This window comes from Streptomyces sp. TLI_053 (assembly GCF_900105395.1).
Classification (GTDB): domain Bacteria; phylum Actinomycetota; class Actinomycetes; order Streptomycetales; family Streptomycetaceae; genus Kitasatospora.
In genome coordinates this window covers 4,250,616-4,266,504 of record NZ_LT629775.1, presented here as the reverse complement: position 1 = coordinate 4,266,504, position 15,889 = coordinate 4,250,616, and the positions used below count along the sequence as shown (strand labels likewise).

10 protein-coding genes and 1 pseudogene are annotated in these 15,889 nt (G+C 75.4%); 8 read left to right on the top strand and 3 right to left on the bottom strand.

The features are described from left to right. The first annotated feature begins 304 nt into the window (after positions 1-304). Entirely contained in the window at positions 305-3,934 is a 3,630-nt protein-coding gene (gene mfd, locus BLU95_RS17020; RefSeq protein WP_093860772.1) for a transcription-repair coupling factor, read from the top strand. A gap of 217 nt (positions 3,935-4,151) precedes the next feature. Here the strand turns inward: mfd and BLU95_RS17015 are convergent, their stop codons facing one another. Then, positions 4,152-4,802 carry a DUF4352 domain-containing protein gene (locus tag BLU95_RS17015; protein ID WP_093860771.1) on the bottom strand — a complete coding sequence of 217 codons (651 nt, stop codon included), beginning with the start codon at positions 4,800-4,802 and terminating at the stop codon, positions 4,152-4,154. A gap of 216 nt (positions 4,803-5,018) precedes the next feature. Here BLU95_RS17015 and BLU95_RS17010 point away from each other — a divergent pair, with 216 nt between their 5' ends. The 5 genes from BLU95_RS17010 to BLU95_RS16990 all read left to right on the top strand — a co-directional run bounded on the left by BLU95_RS17010 (position 5,019) and on the right by BLU95_RS16990 (position 12,218). After that, complete coding sequence (locus BLU95_RS17010; protein WP_173862064.1) at positions 5,019-7,256, top strand: N-6 DNA methylase; 2,238 nt, start codon at positions 5,019-5,021, stop codon at positions 7,254-7,256. Between the two features lie 201 nt (positions 7,257-7,457). Then, positions 7,458-8,288 (top strand): TMEM8 family protein, encoded by an 831-nt coding sequence (locus tag BLU95_RS41515; RefSeq protein ID WP_107452567.1) that lies wholly within the window; start codon positions 7,458-7,460, stop codon positions 8,286-8,288. Beyond that, positions 8,285-9,940 (top strand): protein kinase domain-containing protein, encoded by a 1,656-nt coding sequence (locus BLU95_RS17000; RefSeq protein ID WP_286158636.1) that lies wholly within the window; start codon positions 8,285-8,287, stop codon positions 9,938-9,940. Before BLU95_RS41515 ends, BLU95_RS17000 begins: the two co-directional genes overlap by 4 nt. Before the next feature lie 111 nt (positions 9,941-10,051). Continuing rightward, positions 10,052-11,482, top strand: a complete 1,431-nt coding sequence (locus tag BLU95_RS16995; RefSeq protein WP_093860770.1) for a sensor histidine kinase — start codon at positions 10,052-10,054, stop codon at positions 11,480-11,482. A 7-nt stretch (positions 11,483-11,489) separates the two neighbouring features. Then, positions 11,490-12,218, top strand: coding sequence for a response regulator (locus BLU95_RS16990; RefSeq protein ID WP_093860769.1), 729 nt, complete (start codon positions 11,490-11,492; stop codon positions 12,216-12,218). A gap of 162 nt (positions 12,219-12,380) precedes the next feature. On the opposite strand, the pseudogene BLU95_RS16985 reads toward BLU95_RS16990, so the two are convergent. Further along, positions 12,381-13,007, bottom strand: a pseudogene (locus tag BLU95_RS16985) (phosphatase PAP2 family protein); the annotation flags it as partial. Between the two features lie 202 nt (positions 13,008-13,209). On the opposite strand from BLU95_RS16985, the gene BLU95_RS16980 reads away from it, so the two are divergent. Both BLU95_RS16980 and BLU95_RS16975 read left to right on the top strand, forming a co-directional pair. Then, the gene (locus tag BLU95_RS16980; protein ID WP_093860768.1) at positions 13,210-13,914 is read left to right on the top strand and encodes a hypothetical protein; all 705 of its coding nucleotides are present in this window, start codon (positions 13,210-13,212) and stop codon (positions 13,912-13,914) included. A gap of 137 nt (positions 13,915-14,051) precedes the next feature. Beyond that, positions 14,052-15,089, top strand: a complete 1,038-nt coding sequence (locus BLU95_RS16975; RefSeq protein WP_093860767.1) for a nucleoside triphosphate pyrophosphohydrolase — start codon at positions 14,052-14,054, stop codon at positions 15,087-15,089. A gap of 119 nt (positions 15,090-15,208) precedes the next feature. Here the strand turns inward: BLU95_RS16975 and BLU95_RS16970 are convergent, their stop codons facing one another. Continuing rightward, the gene (locus BLU95_RS16970) at positions 15,209-15,700 is read right to left on the bottom strand and encodes an SDR family NAD(P)-dependent oxidoreductase (RefSeq protein ID WP_082558545.1); all 492 of its coding nucleotides are present in this window, start codon (positions 15,698-15,700) and stop codon (positions 15,209-15,211) included. Between the last annotated feature and the right edge of the window lie 189 nt (positions 15,701-15,889).

Below are 15,889 nucleotides of genomic sequence, written 5' to 3'. Positions count from 1 at the left end.
ACGGGCAGTGACAGGAGTATGTCCAGTTCGTGGCAGAACGCGACGATGGGGAAACGGCCCGGCGGAACACCGGGACCGGCAGCGTGCGGGGGGTGGTTCGTCCGCACCGCATCGCCGGCGGACGGCGTGCGGGTCGTGCGCCGGTCGCGCGCCGCCCCGCCCCCGGCCGTGTGCCGCGTGCGCGTCAGCCTCGCGGCGTAGGCTGGAGACCCCCGGCCGCACGGCGTGCCGGGCCGTTCGCGTTGCCCCGACGGGCCGAGGGCCCCCGGGCAGCACCTTCCTCGGGACGAAGAAGAGACTCCAGATGAGCCTGACCGGACTGCTCGATGTCGTCGCGCGGGACGCGGCCCTCGCCGAGGCGATCGAGGCCGCGACCGCCACCGGTGCGGCGGCCGGGGGCCGCCGCCATCTCGACCTGGTCGGACCGCCCGCCGCCAGGCCGTTCGCCATCGCCGCGCTGGCCCGCGCGCTCGCCGGGCAGGCGGCCGGGGAACGGGGCCGTCCGGTGCTGGCCGTCACCGCCACCGGCCGGGAGGCCGAGGACCTCGCCGCCTCGCTCCGCTCGCTGCTGCCGCCGGACGCGGTCGCCGAGTTCCCGGCCTGGGAGACGCTGCCGCACGAGCGGCTCTCCCCGCGCTCGGACACCGTCGGCCGCCGGCTCGCGGTGCTGCGCAGGATCGTCCACCCGCGCGTCGACGACCGGGCGTCCGGGCCGGTGCAGGTGATCGTCGCACCGGTCCGCTCGGTGCTGCAGCCGCAGGTGAAGGGGCTGGCCGAGCTGGAGCCGGTGGCCGTCCAGCGGGGCGAGTCGCACGATCTGGAGCAGGTCGCCCGGCGGCTCGCCGCAGCCGCCTACTCCCGGGTCGAACTCGTCGAGAAGCGCGGCGAGTTCGCGGTGCGCGGCGGCATCCTGGACGTCTTCCCGCCGACCGAGGAGCACCCGCTGCGGGTGGAGTTCTGGGGCGACGACGTCGAGGAGATCCGGTTCTTCAAGGTGGCCGACCAGCGCTCGCTGGAGATCGCCGAGCACGGTCTGTGGGCGCCGCCCTGTCGCGAGCTGCTGCTGACCGACGAGGTGCGGGCGCGGGCCGCCGAACTGTCCGCCGAGCACCCGGGCCTGGCCGAGATCCTGGACAAGATCGCCGAGGGCATCGCGGTCGAGGGGATGGAGTCGCTGGCCCCCGTCCTGGTCGACGACATGGAGCTGCTGGTCGACGTGCTGCCGCTGGGCTCGGTCGCGGTGGTCTGCGACCCCGAGCGGGTCCGCACCCGTGCCACCGACCTGGTGGCGACCAGCCAGGAGTTCCTGCACGCCTCCTGGGTGGCCGCCGCCTCCGGGGGCGACCGGCCCATCGACCTGGAGACCATCGACGTCTCGGCCGCCTCGCTGCGCTCGCTCGCCGAGGTGCGCGAGCACGCCGCCGAGATCGGCCTGCCGTGGTGGTCGGTCAGCCCGTTCGCGACCAGCGACGCCTCGGTCGGCGGAATGCTGGAGTTCGACACCAACACCCTGACCCTCGGCATGCACGCGGTCGAGGCGTACCGGGGCGACACCGCCCGGGCGATCGCCGACGCCAAGGAGCGGCTGGCCGCCGACTGGCGGGTGGTCATGGTGACCGAGGGCCACGGACCGGCCTCCCGGCTCGCCGAGATGCTCGGCAACGAGGGCATCGCGGCCCGGCTGGTCGCCGACCTGTCCGAGGCCCCCACCCGGGACGTCGTGCACGTCTCCTGCGGCTCGATCGAGCACGGCTTCGTCGACGAGACGCTCAAGCTGACCGTGATCACCGAGACCGACCTGTCCGGCCAGCGGTCCTCCACCAAGGACATGCGGCGGATGCCGTCCCGGCGCCGCAACGCGATCGACCCGCTGGCGCTGGTGCCCGGCGACTACGTGGTGCACGAGGCGCACGGTGTCGGCCGGTACGTGGAGATGGTGCAGCGCACCGTGCAGGGCGCCACCCGCGAGTACCTGGTGCTGGAGTACGCCCCGGCCAAGCGGGGCCACCCCGGCGACCGGCTGTTCGTGCCGACCGACCAGCTCGACCAGGTCACCAAGTACGTCGGCGGCGAGGCCCCGACGCTGCACCGGCTCGGCGGCGCGGACTGGGCGAAGACCAAGCAGCGGGCCAAGAAGGCGGTCAAGGAGATCGCCGCCGACCTGATCAAGCTGTACTCGGCCCGGATGGCGGCCCCCGGCCACACCTTCGGCCCGGACACCCCGTGGCAGCGCGAGCTGGAGGACGCCTTCCCCTACGCGGAGACGCCCGACCAGCTGACCACCATCGCCGAGGTCAAGGCCGACATGGAGAAGTCCGTCCCGATGGACCGGCTGATCTGCGGCGACGTCGGCTACGGCAAGACCGAGATCGCGGTCCGGGCGGCCTTCAAGGCGGTGCAGGACGGCAAGCAGGTCGCGGTGCTGGTGCCCACCACGCTGCTGGTGCAGCAGCACTTCTCGACCTTCGCCGAGCGGTACGCCAACTTCCCGGTGAACGTGAAGGCGCTGTCCAGGTTCCAGAGCGACAGCGAGGCCAAGGCCGTGCTGGAGGGCCTGTTCGAGGGCTCGGTGGACGTCGTCATCGGCACCCACCGGCTGTTCTCCTCGGAGACCCGGTTCAAGGACCTCGGCCTGGTCATCGTCGACGAGGAGCAGCGCTTCGGCGTCGAGCACAAGGAGCAGCTGAAGAAGCTGCGGGCCAACGTCGACGTGCTCACCATGTCCGCGACCCCGATCCCGCGCACCCTGGAGATGGCGGTCACCGGGATCCGCGAGATGTCCACCATCACCACCCCGCCGGAGGAGCGGCACCCGGTGCTGACCTTCGTCGGACCGTACGACGAGAAGCAGATCTCGGCCGCGATCCGGCGTGAACTCCTGCGCGAGGGACAGGTGTTCTACATCCACAACCGGGTCGAGTCGATCGACAAGGCGGCCGCCCGGCTGAAGGACCTGGTGCCGGAGGCACGGATCGCCACCGCGCACGGGCAGATGGGCGAGACCCAGCTGGAGAAGGTGGTCGTCGACTTCTGGGAGAAGGAGTTCGACGTCCTGGTGTCGACCACGATCGTCGAGTCCGGTATCGACATCTCCAACGCCAACACCCTGATCGTCGAGCGCGGCGACACCTTCGGCCTCTCCCAGCTGCACCAGCTGCGCGGCCGGGTGGGCCGGGGCCGGGAGCGCGGGTACGCCTACATGCTGTACCCGCCGGAGAAGCCGCTGACCGAGACGGCGCACGAGCGGCTGGCCACCATCGCCCAGCACACCGAGATGGGCGCCGGCATGTACGTCGCGATGAAGGACCTGGAGATCCGCGGCGCGGGCAACCTGCTCGGCGGCGAGCAGTCCGGGCACATCGCCGGCGTCGGCTTCGACCTCTACATGCGGATGGTCGGCGAGGCGGTGGCCGAGTTCCGGGAGTCGCTGGCGGGCGGCGTCGAGCCGGAGGAGGAGCCGCTGGAGGTGAAGATCGAGCTGCCGGTCGACGCCCATGTGCCGCACGACTACGCGCCGGGGGAGCGGCTGCGGCTGCAGGCCTACCGCTCGATCGCGGCGGTCAACTCGGAGGAGGACATCACCCAGGTCCGGGACGAGCTGGCCGACCGGTACGGCAAGCTGCCCGAACCGGTGGAGAACCTGCTGCTGGTGGCGGCGCTGCGGCTGTACGCGCGGCGGTGCGGCATCGCGGACATCACGCTGCAGGGCTCCAACGTGCGCTTCGGCCCGGTCGAGCTGAGGGAGTCGCAGCAGCTGCGGCTGAACCGCCTCTACCCGCGCAGCCAGGTGAAGGCGGCGACCAACCAGCTGCTGGTGCCGAGGCCGTCCACCGGGCGGATCGGCGGCAAGCCGCTGGTCGGACGGGAGCTGCTGGCCTGGTCCAGGGAGTTCCTGTCGGCGATGTTCGACGACCTGGCGGGGGCGAAGAAGTAGCGGACCCCGCGGCGGTCGGGAGCCCCCGGAGGGGCCCTCGCCGGGTACGGCGGTCTCGGGCGGTGCTGCCCGGGGCCGCCGTCGGCGTTGGTGCGGGCGTTCGCGCACTGGCGCGTGTTCGCGGTCTCGCGTGCGGCCGCGTTCTTGCGGGCGTTCGCGTTCTTGCGTGCGGTCGCGTGCGGGGTGGCGGGAGCGGTGGGCGGGGTGCTGCCACCGGTCAGCCGAGCTTCCACTGGCCGACCTGGTCGGCGAAGCCGTTGTCCAGGGAGAACTGGACCTTGTCGAGCTTGGTGCCGTTGGGCACCTCGAAGACGACGAAGCCCTTGCCCGTCTCGCCGGAGGCGATGTTGGTCGGGGTCTGGAAGGACGGGCCGGCCTTGGTGTCGGCCAGCGTCGGGCCGTACGCCTGGCCCTGGTCGTCGATCACCTTGGCGGCACTCCACGGGGCGTCGCTGTAGGCCTTGGCCCCGGTCGGCTTGATCTGGAACTGCACGGCGACGTAGTGCTTGCCGTCCGCCGCGGTCAGGTACTCGTTGGTGCTCTGGGCCGGGTCGACCACCTTCAGCGCGGTGATGTCGGCGGTGTTGCCCTTCTCCAGGGTGCTCTTGAGGGCGATGGTGTCGCCGACCTTCGCCGGGGCCTTGGCCGCCTCGGCGGGCTTGCTCTCCGCCGGCTTGCTGTCGGCCGGCTTGGCCGGGGCGGAGGTGGCGGCGCCGGCCGCCGGGGCGGAGGCGGCGGCGGTCTGCTTGGCCTCGGTGGAGACGGAGGGGCCGCCGGTCGAGTTGCAGGCCGTCGCGGTGAGGGTGACGAGCGTGGCGCCCAGCAGCAGGGCGGCGGTGCGGCGGGTGCGGCGGGTGGTCGCGGACATCGGGGTCTCCTGTCGTGTCGCCGGGTACGGTCCGGCGGTTCTCGTCCTGTGCGGTGTCGACCTGACGTGCTGTCGACAGGAGAGATCACATCATCTGCTGTGAACGATGTCAACGGCCTTTCATAAAACACCTCTGTTCACGTGTGAACTGCTGGATCGGCGCCGCTGACTATGCTGTGTGGCCACACCTGTGCCGTCGCCGACGAAGGAGCCCCCATGCCGGACCGACCCGAGGTGACCGCGGTCGAGATCGCCCGCCTCGCCGGGGTGGGCCGCGCCGCCGTCAGCAACTGGCGCCGCCGCCACCCCGACTTCCCGCGCCCCGTCGGCGGCACCGACAGCAGCCCGGCCTTCGCGCTCGCCGCGGTCGAGACCTGGCTCCGGTCCCAGGGCAAGATCGCCGAACTGCCCTTGCTGGAGCGGGTCTGGCGGCTCGTCGAGACCCTGCGCGACCCGGACGGCCACCCGGCCGCCCCGCTGGTCCGGGCCGGCGCCGTCCTGCTGCTGCAGCACCGGGAACCGGACCGCTGGGCCGCCCTCGCCGATCAGCCGGACACCAGGCTCGCCACCGCCCTGCCGCGCGCCCTCGCCGACACCGCCCGCGCCGTGTTCGGCACCGGCACCGGTACCGAACACGGCGCGGGGGCCGGTGCCGCGGCTGACGGCTCGGACGCTGCTGCCGGCGGACTCGGCCGACCGGGCCTCTTCGGCTCCACCGAGCTCGACCTCGCCCGGCTGCTCGCCCGGCTGGCCGCCGAGGCCGGTCCGGCCGCCGCCTACGAACAGCTCCTCACCCGGTACGCCGAGGCCAACACCCGCCAGCTCAGCCCCACCCCGCCGGAGGCCGCCGAACTGCTCGCCGCCGTCGCCGGCGTGCCCGCCACCGTGCTCGACCCCGCCACCGGCCTCGGCGCGCTGCTGCTCGCCCTGCCGTCCAGCACCGACCGCTACGGCCAGGACACCGACCCGGTCACCACCGCGCTCGCCCGGCTCAGGCTCGCCCTGCACGCGCCCGCCGCCGACCCCGTCCCGCTCCCGGTCGACCTCCGCCCCGGCGACGCCCTGCGTGCCGACGCCTACACCGGCCACACCTTCGACGCGGTGCTCTGCCAGCCCCCCTACAACGAGCGGGACTGGGGCCACGACGAGCTGCAGTTCGACCGTCGCTGGCCCGGTGGACTCGTCCCGCCGCGCGGCGAGTCCGAACTCGCCTGGGTGCTGCACTGCCTCGCCCACACCAGTCCCGGCGGGCTCACCGCACTGCTGCTCCCGCCGACCGTCGCCGCCCGCCGGGCCGGCCGCCGGGTCCGTGCCGAACTGCTGCGTTCGGGCGCGCTGCGGGCGGTGGTCGCCCTCCCGGCCGGTGCCGCGCCTCCGTACGGGGTGCCGCTCCACCTCTGGGTGCTGCGCGCGCCCCGCTCCGGCGACGACTTCCGCCAGGTGCTGATGATCGACGCCGCCGCCACCTCGCCCGGCTCCGCCGAACCCGCCGAGGGCGGCCGCGACAAGGTCCGCTGGCCCGAGCTGAGCCGTACCGTCCTGGACGCCTGGCGCGCCTTCGACCTCGCCGCCCGGGAGGGTCTCCCGCTGCCCGAGGACCGGCCCGGCCGCCACCGGACCGTGGCGGCGATCGACCTGCTCGACGACGAGACCGACCTCTCGCCCGCCCGGCACGTCCCGCCGGCCGCCCCGCCCGGCGGCGCCGCCGGACTCTCGCACCTCGGCGGCCGGCTGACCGAGCTGCTGGACGGACTCGCCGACCCCGGCACCCTGCTGCCCGGACCGGCACCCGACCCGGTGCCGGGAGCGGGCGTAGGCCCGGTGGTCACCCTGGGGGAGCTGGTCCGCGCCGGACTGCTGGAGGTGCACTCCTCCGGGGCGGGCGCCCCGACCCGGCCGGTCGGCACCGATCCGCTCGGCATCGATCCGCTCGGCACCGATCCGACCGATGCCGATCCGACCGGCATCCCTGTGCTGACGGACCAGGACCTGGTCCTCGGCGCCCCGCCCGCATCCGTCCTGGACCGGGCCGCCGCCGACGGCACTCCGCTGACCCGGCCCGGCGACGTGCTCGTCCCCGCTCTCGGCGGCGGCGTGGCCCGGGTGGTCGGCCCGGACGGCCCACCCGTCGGTGCCGCGCTCGGCCGCCAGCTGCACCTGCTCCGTCCCGACCCGGCCGCCCTCGACCCGGACTTCCTGGCCGGGCATCTGCGCTCCACGGCCGCCGCCCGCCGGGCCGCCAGCCACGCCTCGACGACCACCAGGCTGGACATCCGCCGGGTCGAGCTGCCGCGGCTGCCGATCACCGAACAGCGCCGCCTCGGCGCGGCCTTCGCCCGGCTCGCCGCCTTCGACGCGGCGCTCCAGCAGGCCGCGACCCTCGGCCACGCCCTCGCCCAGGCCGTCACCGACGCCCTGGCCGCCGGCACCGCCGAGCCCCCGTCGGCCTCCTGACGGTCCCCGGCGTCCGGCCCTGCGTCCGGACCCGCGTCCGGCTCCGGACGTCGGACCGGCCGGCTTCCCGCTCCGCTCCGGTGCCGCGGAGCGGTACGGGTACGACGGAAGGACGCCGGCCCGACCGGCGCTGGCGGTACGGTGTGCGGAACCGGTCCCGTGATCCGGACGGCCGTCGTCCTCACCCGCTCAGGAGCGCGCATGTCAGGGCAGTACCCCGGGCAGTTCGGCCCACCGCCCGGTGGCCCGCCCGCCGGTGGCATACCCGGCGCCGTGCCCCCGCCCTACGGCCGGACCCTGGTCGCCCGACCCGCGGGCCCCGGTCGGCCGGCCGGCCCGTACGGCGTGGCCGGTCGGGTCCTGGTGGTCCTCGCACCGCTGCTGACCGTCGGTCTGCTCGGCATGGTGCCGTCGCTGCTGCTGGCGGTCCGCCGTCGCAGGGCGTACGACATCCTGGGGGCGGTGGTGTACGCCGGGCTCTTCCTCACCTTCTTCATCTGCATCGGGGTGGCCGGCAGCTTCGGCAAGGGCGAGGCTCCGGTCGCGGACGCGGTCGGCACCACGATGATGGTGCTGATGTGGTTCACCCCGCCGGTGCACTTCCTGCTGATGGATCGCCAGGTGGTCTGGTCGGCGGGCCGTCCGGCCGCTCCGGCCGGCGTCGTCGGGCACCCGCAGCCGGCCGGGTACGGCTACCCGTCCGCCCAGTCGTCCACCCACCCGTACGGCGCCGCGCAGCCCTACCCGAACCCGGCCGCCCAGCCGTACGGGACGCCGCAGCCGTACACCCCCGCCCCGACCTACGGTGCGGCGCAGCCGTACGGGACGCCGGCCCCGTCCTCCTACCCGGCTCCGGCCCCCGCTCCGGCCCCGTACGCCCAGCCCGGGCAGGCCGCCCAGCCCCCGTACCAGTCCCACCCGCCGACCGGGGCCGTCGGCCAGGGAGCGTCCGGTGCTGGTCCCGCCACCTCCGACGAACTCCGCGAGCTGGGCGAACTGCTGCGCCGTCAGGCTCGTGAGGACCGCCCGTGACCCAGGCCCGGGTGATCGGCGGCCGCTACCACCTCACCGAGAAGATCGGCCACGGCGGCATGGGCCAGGTCTGGGCCGGCCACGACGAACGGCTCGCCCGCCCGGTCGCGGTCAAACTGCTGCGCACCGACCTGCTCCTCGCCGCCGCCGGCGGTACCGACCCGACCACCGCCGACCGGCTCCGGCACGGCGACGACCTGCGCCGCCGGTTCCTCCGCGAGTGCCGCACCACCGCGGCCCTCGACCATCCGGGTCTGGTCACCGTCTTCGACGCCGGTGAGGAGGGTGGCGAACTGTATCTGGTGATGCAGCGCGTCCCCGGTGTCAGTCTGGCCGATCTCATCGCCGAGGACGCGCCGTTCCCGGTCGAGCGCGCGGTCGCCGTGGCCGCCCAGCTCTGTGCCGCGCTGGCCGCCGTGCACGCGGTGCGGGTCGTCCACCGCGACCTCAAGCCGAGCAATGTGATGGTCCGGGAGGACGGCCGGACCGTCCTGCTGGACCTCGGCATCGCCACCGCGCTCGACCCCGAGGCCACCCGGCTCACCCTCACCGGTGTCCCGATCGGCAGCCCGTCCTACATGGCGCCGGAACAGGCGCTGTCCACCGCCGTCGACCCGCGCAGCGACCTGTACGCGCTCGGCTGCCTGCTGCACGAGATGCTGACCGGGGAAGGGCCGTTCCGGGCACCCACCGCGCTGGGACTGCTGCGGCGGCACGTCGACGACCCACCGGTGCCGTTGCGCGACCTGCGGCCCGAGGTGCCGGCCGCGCTGGAGCGGCTCGTGCTCGACCTGCTCGCCAAGCGCCCCGGGGACCGGCCGGCCGACGCCCAGGAGGTGTACGGGCGACTGCTGCCGCTGCTCCCCGTGGCCGTCTCGGTGCCGCAGCCCCGGTTCGGCCCGCTGCCGGACCCGGCCCGGCCCTACCGGTACCCGCTCCAGCCGCAGCCGCGCCCGGAGGGCGTCGCCCCGGCGCCGCCACCGCGGGCCGAACCGCCGCCGTTCCTGCTCGCCGCCGCGCCGAACCCGCCCGCCCCGCTGCCGCAGGCTCCGCCGGTGGCAGCGGCCCCGCCCGCCGCGGCGGAGGACTTCGCGGCGGCCTGCGCCCGGCTCTCCGACCTGGTCGACGCCGGCCGGCGCTCCGAGGTCCTGGACCTCGCCGCCCGGCTGCTGGCCCGCGGTCGCTCCGAACTCGGCGACGGCGCGGGAATGGTCCGCACCGTCCGGACCATCTACGCCCGGACCCTCCTCCAGGAGCGGCGCCACCGCGAGGCGCTGGCCGAGTACCGGGCGCTCGCCGCCACCGCCGAGGGCGGACCGCACGGCCGACGGGCGCTCGAACCGCGTCACCGGGTGGCCGAGTGCCTCGAGCAGCTCGGCCGGGGCGCGGAGGCGCTCGCCGAGTACCAGGCCCTGCTCGCGGTGTGGCCGGAGACCGAACCCGAGCGGGTGCTCGATCTCCGGGAACGGGTCGGCGTGCTCCTGGCCTCGCTCGGCGAGACGGAGGCGGCCTGGTCGTGGCTGCTCCAGTTGCTCTTCGACCGCGAACGCCGCGACGGCCCGCACCATCCGGCGGTCCGCCGTCTGAGGCAGACCCTCGACACCCTCCAGCCGCACCGCACCGACGCCACCCCCTGGCCCCCGCGCGCCTGACCGCCGGCCACGCCGACTGTGCCGACCCGGGACCGGGGCCCGCGACCGGTCGCCGACGGGCATGACTTTCGACAGATCCGCGGCGCCGGTGAGGACCGTAGGGTCGGGCGGATGCGGACGAGAACGTGGTGGGACCGGGGGCTGCTGGTGCTGGCGGCCGGGACGCTCGGGCTGAGTGCGGTGTCCCTCTGGTGGGTGGTGCCCGGCATCGGGGCCGCGTTCGCGGCCGGGGTGCGGACGGAGCGGGTACGGGAGGCGGTCGCCCTGCTCGTGGTGCTGATCACGGCCGGGGCCCTGGTGACGGTGGCCGCCCCGGAGCTGGCCGTGCGGGCGACGTCGGTGGTGTCGGTGCTGGTCTGCGCCGGAATGGCCCCGTGGATGGTGGGCCGGTTCTGGCGGCAGTCGCAGGAGCTGGTGCGGGCGGGCTGGGAGCGGGCCGAACGGGCCGAGCACGAGCAGCGACTGGTGGCCGAGCAGGCTCGCCTGCGCGAACGCGCCCGGATCGCCCAGGACATGCACGACGCGCTGGGCCACGACCTGAGCCTGATCGCCCTGCGGGCCGGTGCGCTCAAGCTCGCGCGCGACCTGGCCCCGCCGCACCGCGAGGCGGCACAGGACATCCGGGCGGGTGCGGCCGCCGCCGTCGAACGCCTCGGTGAGGTGATCGGCGTCCTGCGGGACGACACGGACCCGCACACCGCCCGGGGCCCGGTCGACGCGGGCGTCCCGCAACTGGTGGGGGAAGCGGCCGCGGCCGGGCTGGACGTCCGGCTGACCGTCGACGGTCGGCCGGACGGGCTGCCCCGGGCGGCCGAGCACGCCGTGTACCGCGTCGTTCAGGAGGCGCTGACCAATGCCGCCAAGCACGCCCCGGGGGCGCCCGTCACGGTACTGGTGGCGTACACGGCGGACGGCGCTCGCGTCCGGGTGCTCGACGCTCCCCGAGCGGGGAGCGATCCCCCGGTCCGCGCCGGGGCGGGCCCCGGTCTGCCGGGCACAGGAGGTCACGGTCTGCTCGGACTGGCCGAGCGGGTGCGGCTGGCGGGCGGCACCTTCGGCTACGGGCCCCGGGCCGACGGCCCCGGCTTCGAGGTGAGCGCCCACCTGCCGCGGACGGGCGTTCCGACCCCGGCCCCCGCGGTGCCGGTCACGGTGTCGCCGGCCCGTGAACTGCGCCTGGCCCGCCGCCGGGTGGGCCGCATGGTGGTCGCGATCGTCCTGGTGCCGCTCTCCGTCGCGGTGCTGCTGACCGCCGTGCTCCGGGGCTGGACGATCCACACCGCCGGGCTGTCGGTGCTCGACCCCGCCGACTACGCCGAACTGCGGGTCGGCCAGGACCGGTCCACCGTGCAGCGATTTCTGCCGGAACATCAGTTTCCGTACCATCCGTCCGTAGGCAACCCGCCACCCGGTGGAGAGGGAGTGACGTGCGAGTACTACGCGATGACGGCCGAGGCGTTCAACAACGACCGCTCGGGGGACGCGTACCGGCTCTGCTTCCGGGGCGGCGTGCTGATCTCCCTGGACGCCCTGGTCCAGTGAGTGTCCGATGAGCGACGGGGCACCGGGGAACGGCGCCCCGGCGCGGATCCGGGTACTGGTCGCGGACGACGAACCGATGGTCAGGGCCGGGGTGCGTGCCGTGCTCGCCACCGACCCGGGCATCGAGATCGTCGCGGAGACCGGGGACGGGCGGGAGGCGGTCGAGCTGGTCCGCCGCCACCGACCGGACGTCGCGGTGCTGGACATCCGGATGCCGGGCACGGACGGCATCACCGCCGCGGCCGAGATCCGGCGGGCGGGCGTCACCACCAGGACCGGAGCGGCTCCTGGGATCGTCATGCTGACCACCTTCGGTGAGGACGACTGCATCCTGCGCGCCCTGAGCGGGGGCGCCAACGGATTCCTGATCAAGTCCGGCGAGCCCGAGGAGCTGATCGCCGGGGTGCGTGCGGTGGCCGACGGGGCGGCCTGTCTGTCACCCAAGGTGGCCGCCCGGGTGGTGGCCCACCTCGCCGCCACCCGGTCCGGTGGTCCGGCCGACCGCCGGGCCGCGGCCCAGCGGCAGGTGGCCGGGCTGACAGCCCGTGAGCGCGATGTACTGACTCTGGTCGCCGCCGGGTTGTCCAACGGTCAGATCGCGCGCCGGATCGGTGTGGTGGAAGGCACGGTGAAGGCGCACGTCAGCTCCGTCCTGGCCCGGCTGGGAGTGGCCAACCGGGCTGCCGCCGCCGTTCTCGCCCACGAGGCCGGACTGACGGTGGGCCCGGCCGGCTGAAACCGCGCCCGGGGCCGAAGCCGGGACCGGAGGCGAAGCCGGGACCGGGGCCACGGCGCGTGCGGAGGCCGAGGGAGCCAGCAGCACCGGACCGAGCAGCCGGACCCGGCCCGCCGCGCCGACCACCGCCGTCGCCGAGGGCAGCAGCGCGACCACAGCAGCCGCCGTGACCACCCCGCCCAGTACGGCTCCGGCGGCCACGTCGTGCGGGTAGTGCACGCCCGCCGCCACCCGGAGGGCCGCCGTGCCGAGGCCGGCCGGGACGACCAGCCACGCCCACCGAGGCCGTAGCAGCAGCAGACCGGTGGCCATCGCGACGGCGAGGGTGGCGTGGTTGCTGGGGAACGACCAGTCGCCCGGCGGAGGGCAGTCGGCGAGTGCGGTGGCCGGCAGTCCGGCCAGGGCGCGGCAGGGTCGTTCCTCGTCCAGGACGAGCTTCAAGCCCTCGCTCGCGCCGTACGCGAGTACGGTGCCGAGGGCGGTCAGTACGACACCCGCGACGGTGTCGGCGGCCCGCCGCCCACGCGCCGTCCACCAGACCAGCGCCAGCAGCAGGCCCAGTACCACCAGACCGGCCTCGGTGGCGGGCTCCAGCAGGGCGGCGAGGCGGGGCGGGGCGTCCGTGACGGCCCCGGCGACCCGGCGGTAGCCCGTGCTCGACCAGCCCGGTGCGGGCGGGCCGGCCCCGCCCGCACCGCCGCCGGCCGGAGCGAGCCACCCGACCGCACCGGCGCCGGTACCGACGAGTGCCACCGTGAGGACGGCCCTGTTCCTGATCGTGTTCGTCATGACACGGACGGTAGGAGTCGGAGGCGGGTCCCGACCCGACCCGAAAGGCAGGGGCCGACCTTGACGATCGTCAGGGTTGACCTGAGCCCGGTGCCGCGCCGGCGCCCGGCCCGGATAGGCCGTCCGGGGGACGGTCCGCACCGCCCCGGGCACCCCGCCCTACGCTCGGGGGATCCCTGCCGCCCGCATCCGGAGAGCCGCCATGCACCGTCGCCGGACCACCGGGACCACCGGGACCACCGGGACCACCAAGACCACGGGGACCACCGGGAGCACCGGAATCGCCGGGACCACGGGGACCAGCAGGGCCACCAGGACCGTCGCCGCCGCCATCGGGGCCCTGTGCTTCCTCCCCGCACTGACCGGGTGCGGCGGGGACGGGCTGACGCCGGGCACGGCGGCGGTGCTGGACGGACGGCGGATCCCGGTGGACGCGGTGGAGGCCAGGGTGGCGGCGCTGCGGCACGCCCCGGGCGGGGTGTCGGCGGACGCCCGGTGGCGGACGGAGGCTCCGGCCCGGAGGGCGGTCACCGAGCTGGTGCTCGACGCGGTGGTGGCCCGCGCGGTCGCGGAGCGGGGCCCGGCGGTCGCGGACACCGAGGTGGCGGCCGCCCGGGCGGAGGAGGAACGGCGCCTCGGCGGCGCCGGGCAGCTGGCGCGGGCTCTGGCGGCGCAGGGCGTTCCGGCCGAGGCGATCGACGACCGCCTCGGGCGCGAGCTGGGGATCCGCCGCCTCGCCGCGACCGCCGGGGCGGACGCCGGCACCCCGGCGGGCGACGCGGCCGTCCGCCGGATCCTGGCCGCCACGGCCACCGCCGGCCGTCTGCGGGTGAACCCCCGCTACGGCACCTGGGACCCGGACCGCGCCGCCCTCGCGCCGGTCACCCGCTCCGGGCCCGTCGGCTGAGGACGCCGCCGCCTCGCCCCGGCCCCCGGCCCACCGGAGCACCGGAGCACCGGCCGGCCCACCGGAGCAACCTCACCCGCGTCGTCGGCGCGGAAACCCGGCGGCGGGCCGATCGGGCGGACGGGTAGGTTCGAGGGGTGACGACGAATCCTCCGGGCGCGAAGCTGATCCTCCTCATCACGACCCACCGGGTGGCCCCGGGCCTGCTGTCCTGGCCGGCCTGGGAGGCACTGCGCTCGGCCGGGCGGGTGCTCGCCGGCGACGCCGCTCACCCGCAGCTGCCCGCCCTGCGGCAGGCGGGTGTCGAGGTGGAGGTCGTGGCGCCGGGCTCCGCCCCCGCGCTGGCGCGGCTGCTGACCGGGGCCCCGGCGGACGGCGCGGCCGGCGACGGGGCGACGGTCTGGCTGGGCGGCCCGGACGGCGATCCGGGGCTGACCGACGCGCTGGCGCGGCTCGCGGTCGAGCACGCCGGGGAGGTGCCGGAGATCGAGGTGCTGCCGGGCTCGTACGACCTGCCGGGCTCCCGGCTGCTGGACCTGGTGTCCGTGATGGACCGCCTCCGCTCGCCCGGCGGCTGCCCGTGGGACGCCGAACAGACCCATGCCAGCCTGGTGAAGTACCTGGTCGAGGAGGCCTTCGAACTTGTCGAGGCGATCGAGGAGGGCGACCGCGACACCCTTCGGGAGGAGCTCGGCGACGTGCTGCTCCAGGTCTTCTTCCACTCCCGGATCGCCGAGGAGCACCCCACCGGGGCGTTCTCGATCGACGATGTGGCGGGCGACATCGTCGAGAAGCTGATGTACCGGCACCCGCACGTGTTCGGGGACACCGAGGCGGACGGCGCGGCCGAGGTGGAGGCCAACTGGGAGACGCTCAAGGCGGCCGAGAAGTCGGACCGCGAGTCGGTGCTGGACGGCGTCCCGGCCGGACTGCCCTCGCTGGCGTACGCGGCGAAGCTGGTGTCGCGGGTGCGCCGGTCCGGGTTCGCGGGCGTACCGGACGAGCCGTACGAGCTGCCCGCCGAGCTCACGGCGGAGTCCGCGGGCCGGCTGCTGCTCGCGGTGGCGCAGCGAGCGCACGACGCCGGGTTCGACGTCGACGCCGCGCTGCGGTCGGCGGCGCGGGGTTACCGCGACACGGTGCGCGCCGCCGAGGGTCTGAAGCCCGCCGAGTAGCCCGCCGAGCAGCCGGGCGGCGCCGGGCGAGCGAGCAGTCCGGACCGACGGGCCCCGCCCCGACCCGGCCGACCCCGACCCGAGCGACCCGACCTGGCAGCCCCGTCCGCCCCGGGGCCTCAGGCCGCGGCGACGTCCGCCACCGGACGGCGCTGCGGCGGAACGACCTCGCCGATCGCCTCGCCGACCAGCGCGACGAGTTCGGCGAGCCGCTCCAGGTCGAGGTGGGCGGGCAGGTCGGAGAGGGAGACGATCCGCTCGCCGTCCGGCCCGGCCACGCAGAAGAGGTCGATCGGACCCAGGTGCTTCTCGGCGGTGTCGACCAGCGCGGCGACATCGCTGGGGCGGCGGACGTCGCCGCACACCCCGACGACCGGGCAGCCCGGCCGGTCGAGTTCGGTGGCGAGGTCCTCGGCGACCCCGCTCCGCTGGTCGGCGATCAGCATCCCGGCGGCGCCCGCCGCGGTGAAGCGGCGGGCGAGGCCCGCCCCCGACCCGCCGTCGAGTACCGCGATCACGATGACCGCACCGGTGACCCGCATGGCCCTGCTCCTCCCTGTGGGCGGCTCCGCACCGGCGCCCACGGACATCTTGCGGAGGATCGTAGGCACGACCGGATCCTCCGCAACAGGAATTACCCCTCAGGTGACCAGACTCACGCCTGCTCCGGCCCACCATCACCGGAACGATCACCGGAAGGGGCGGAGCCGACGGGAACAGCGGCCGGAACGGCGGCGGGAACAACGGCCGGAACAACGACGGGAACAACGACGGGAACGGCGCCGCCCACGGTGCGGTGC

Excerpts from the sequence above, each read along its gene's own strand:
- BLU95_RS16990 (WP_093860769.1), top strand. The coding sequence starts at position 11,490 with ATGAGCGACGGGGCACCGGGGAACGGCGCCCCGGCGCGGATCCGGGTA.
- BLU95_RS17015 (WP_093860771.1), bottom strand. The coding sequence starts at position 4,802 with ATGTCCGCGACCACCCGCCGCACCCGCCGCACCGCCGCCCTGCTGCTG.
- BLU95_RS16980 (WP_093860768.1), top strand. The coding sequence starts at position 13,210 with ATGCACCGTCGCCGGACCACCGGGACCACCGGGACCACCGGGACCACC.
- BLU95_RS16995 (WP_093860770.1), top strand. The coding sequence starts at position 10,052 with ATGCGGACGAGAACGTGGTGGGACCGGGGGCTGCTGGTGCTGGCGGCC.
- mfd (WP_093860772.1), top strand. The coding sequence starts at position 305 with ATGAGCCTGACCGGACTGCTCGATGTCGTCGCGCGGGACGCGGCCCTC.
- BLU95_RS41515 (WP_107452567.1), top strand. The coding sequence starts at position 7,458 with ATGTCAGGGCAGTACCCCGGGCAGTTCGGCCCACCGCCCGGTGGCCCG.
- BLU95_RS17010 (WP_173862064.1), top strand. The coding sequence starts at position 5,019 with ATGCCGGACCGACCCGAGGTGACCGCGGTCGAGATCGCCCGCCTCGCC.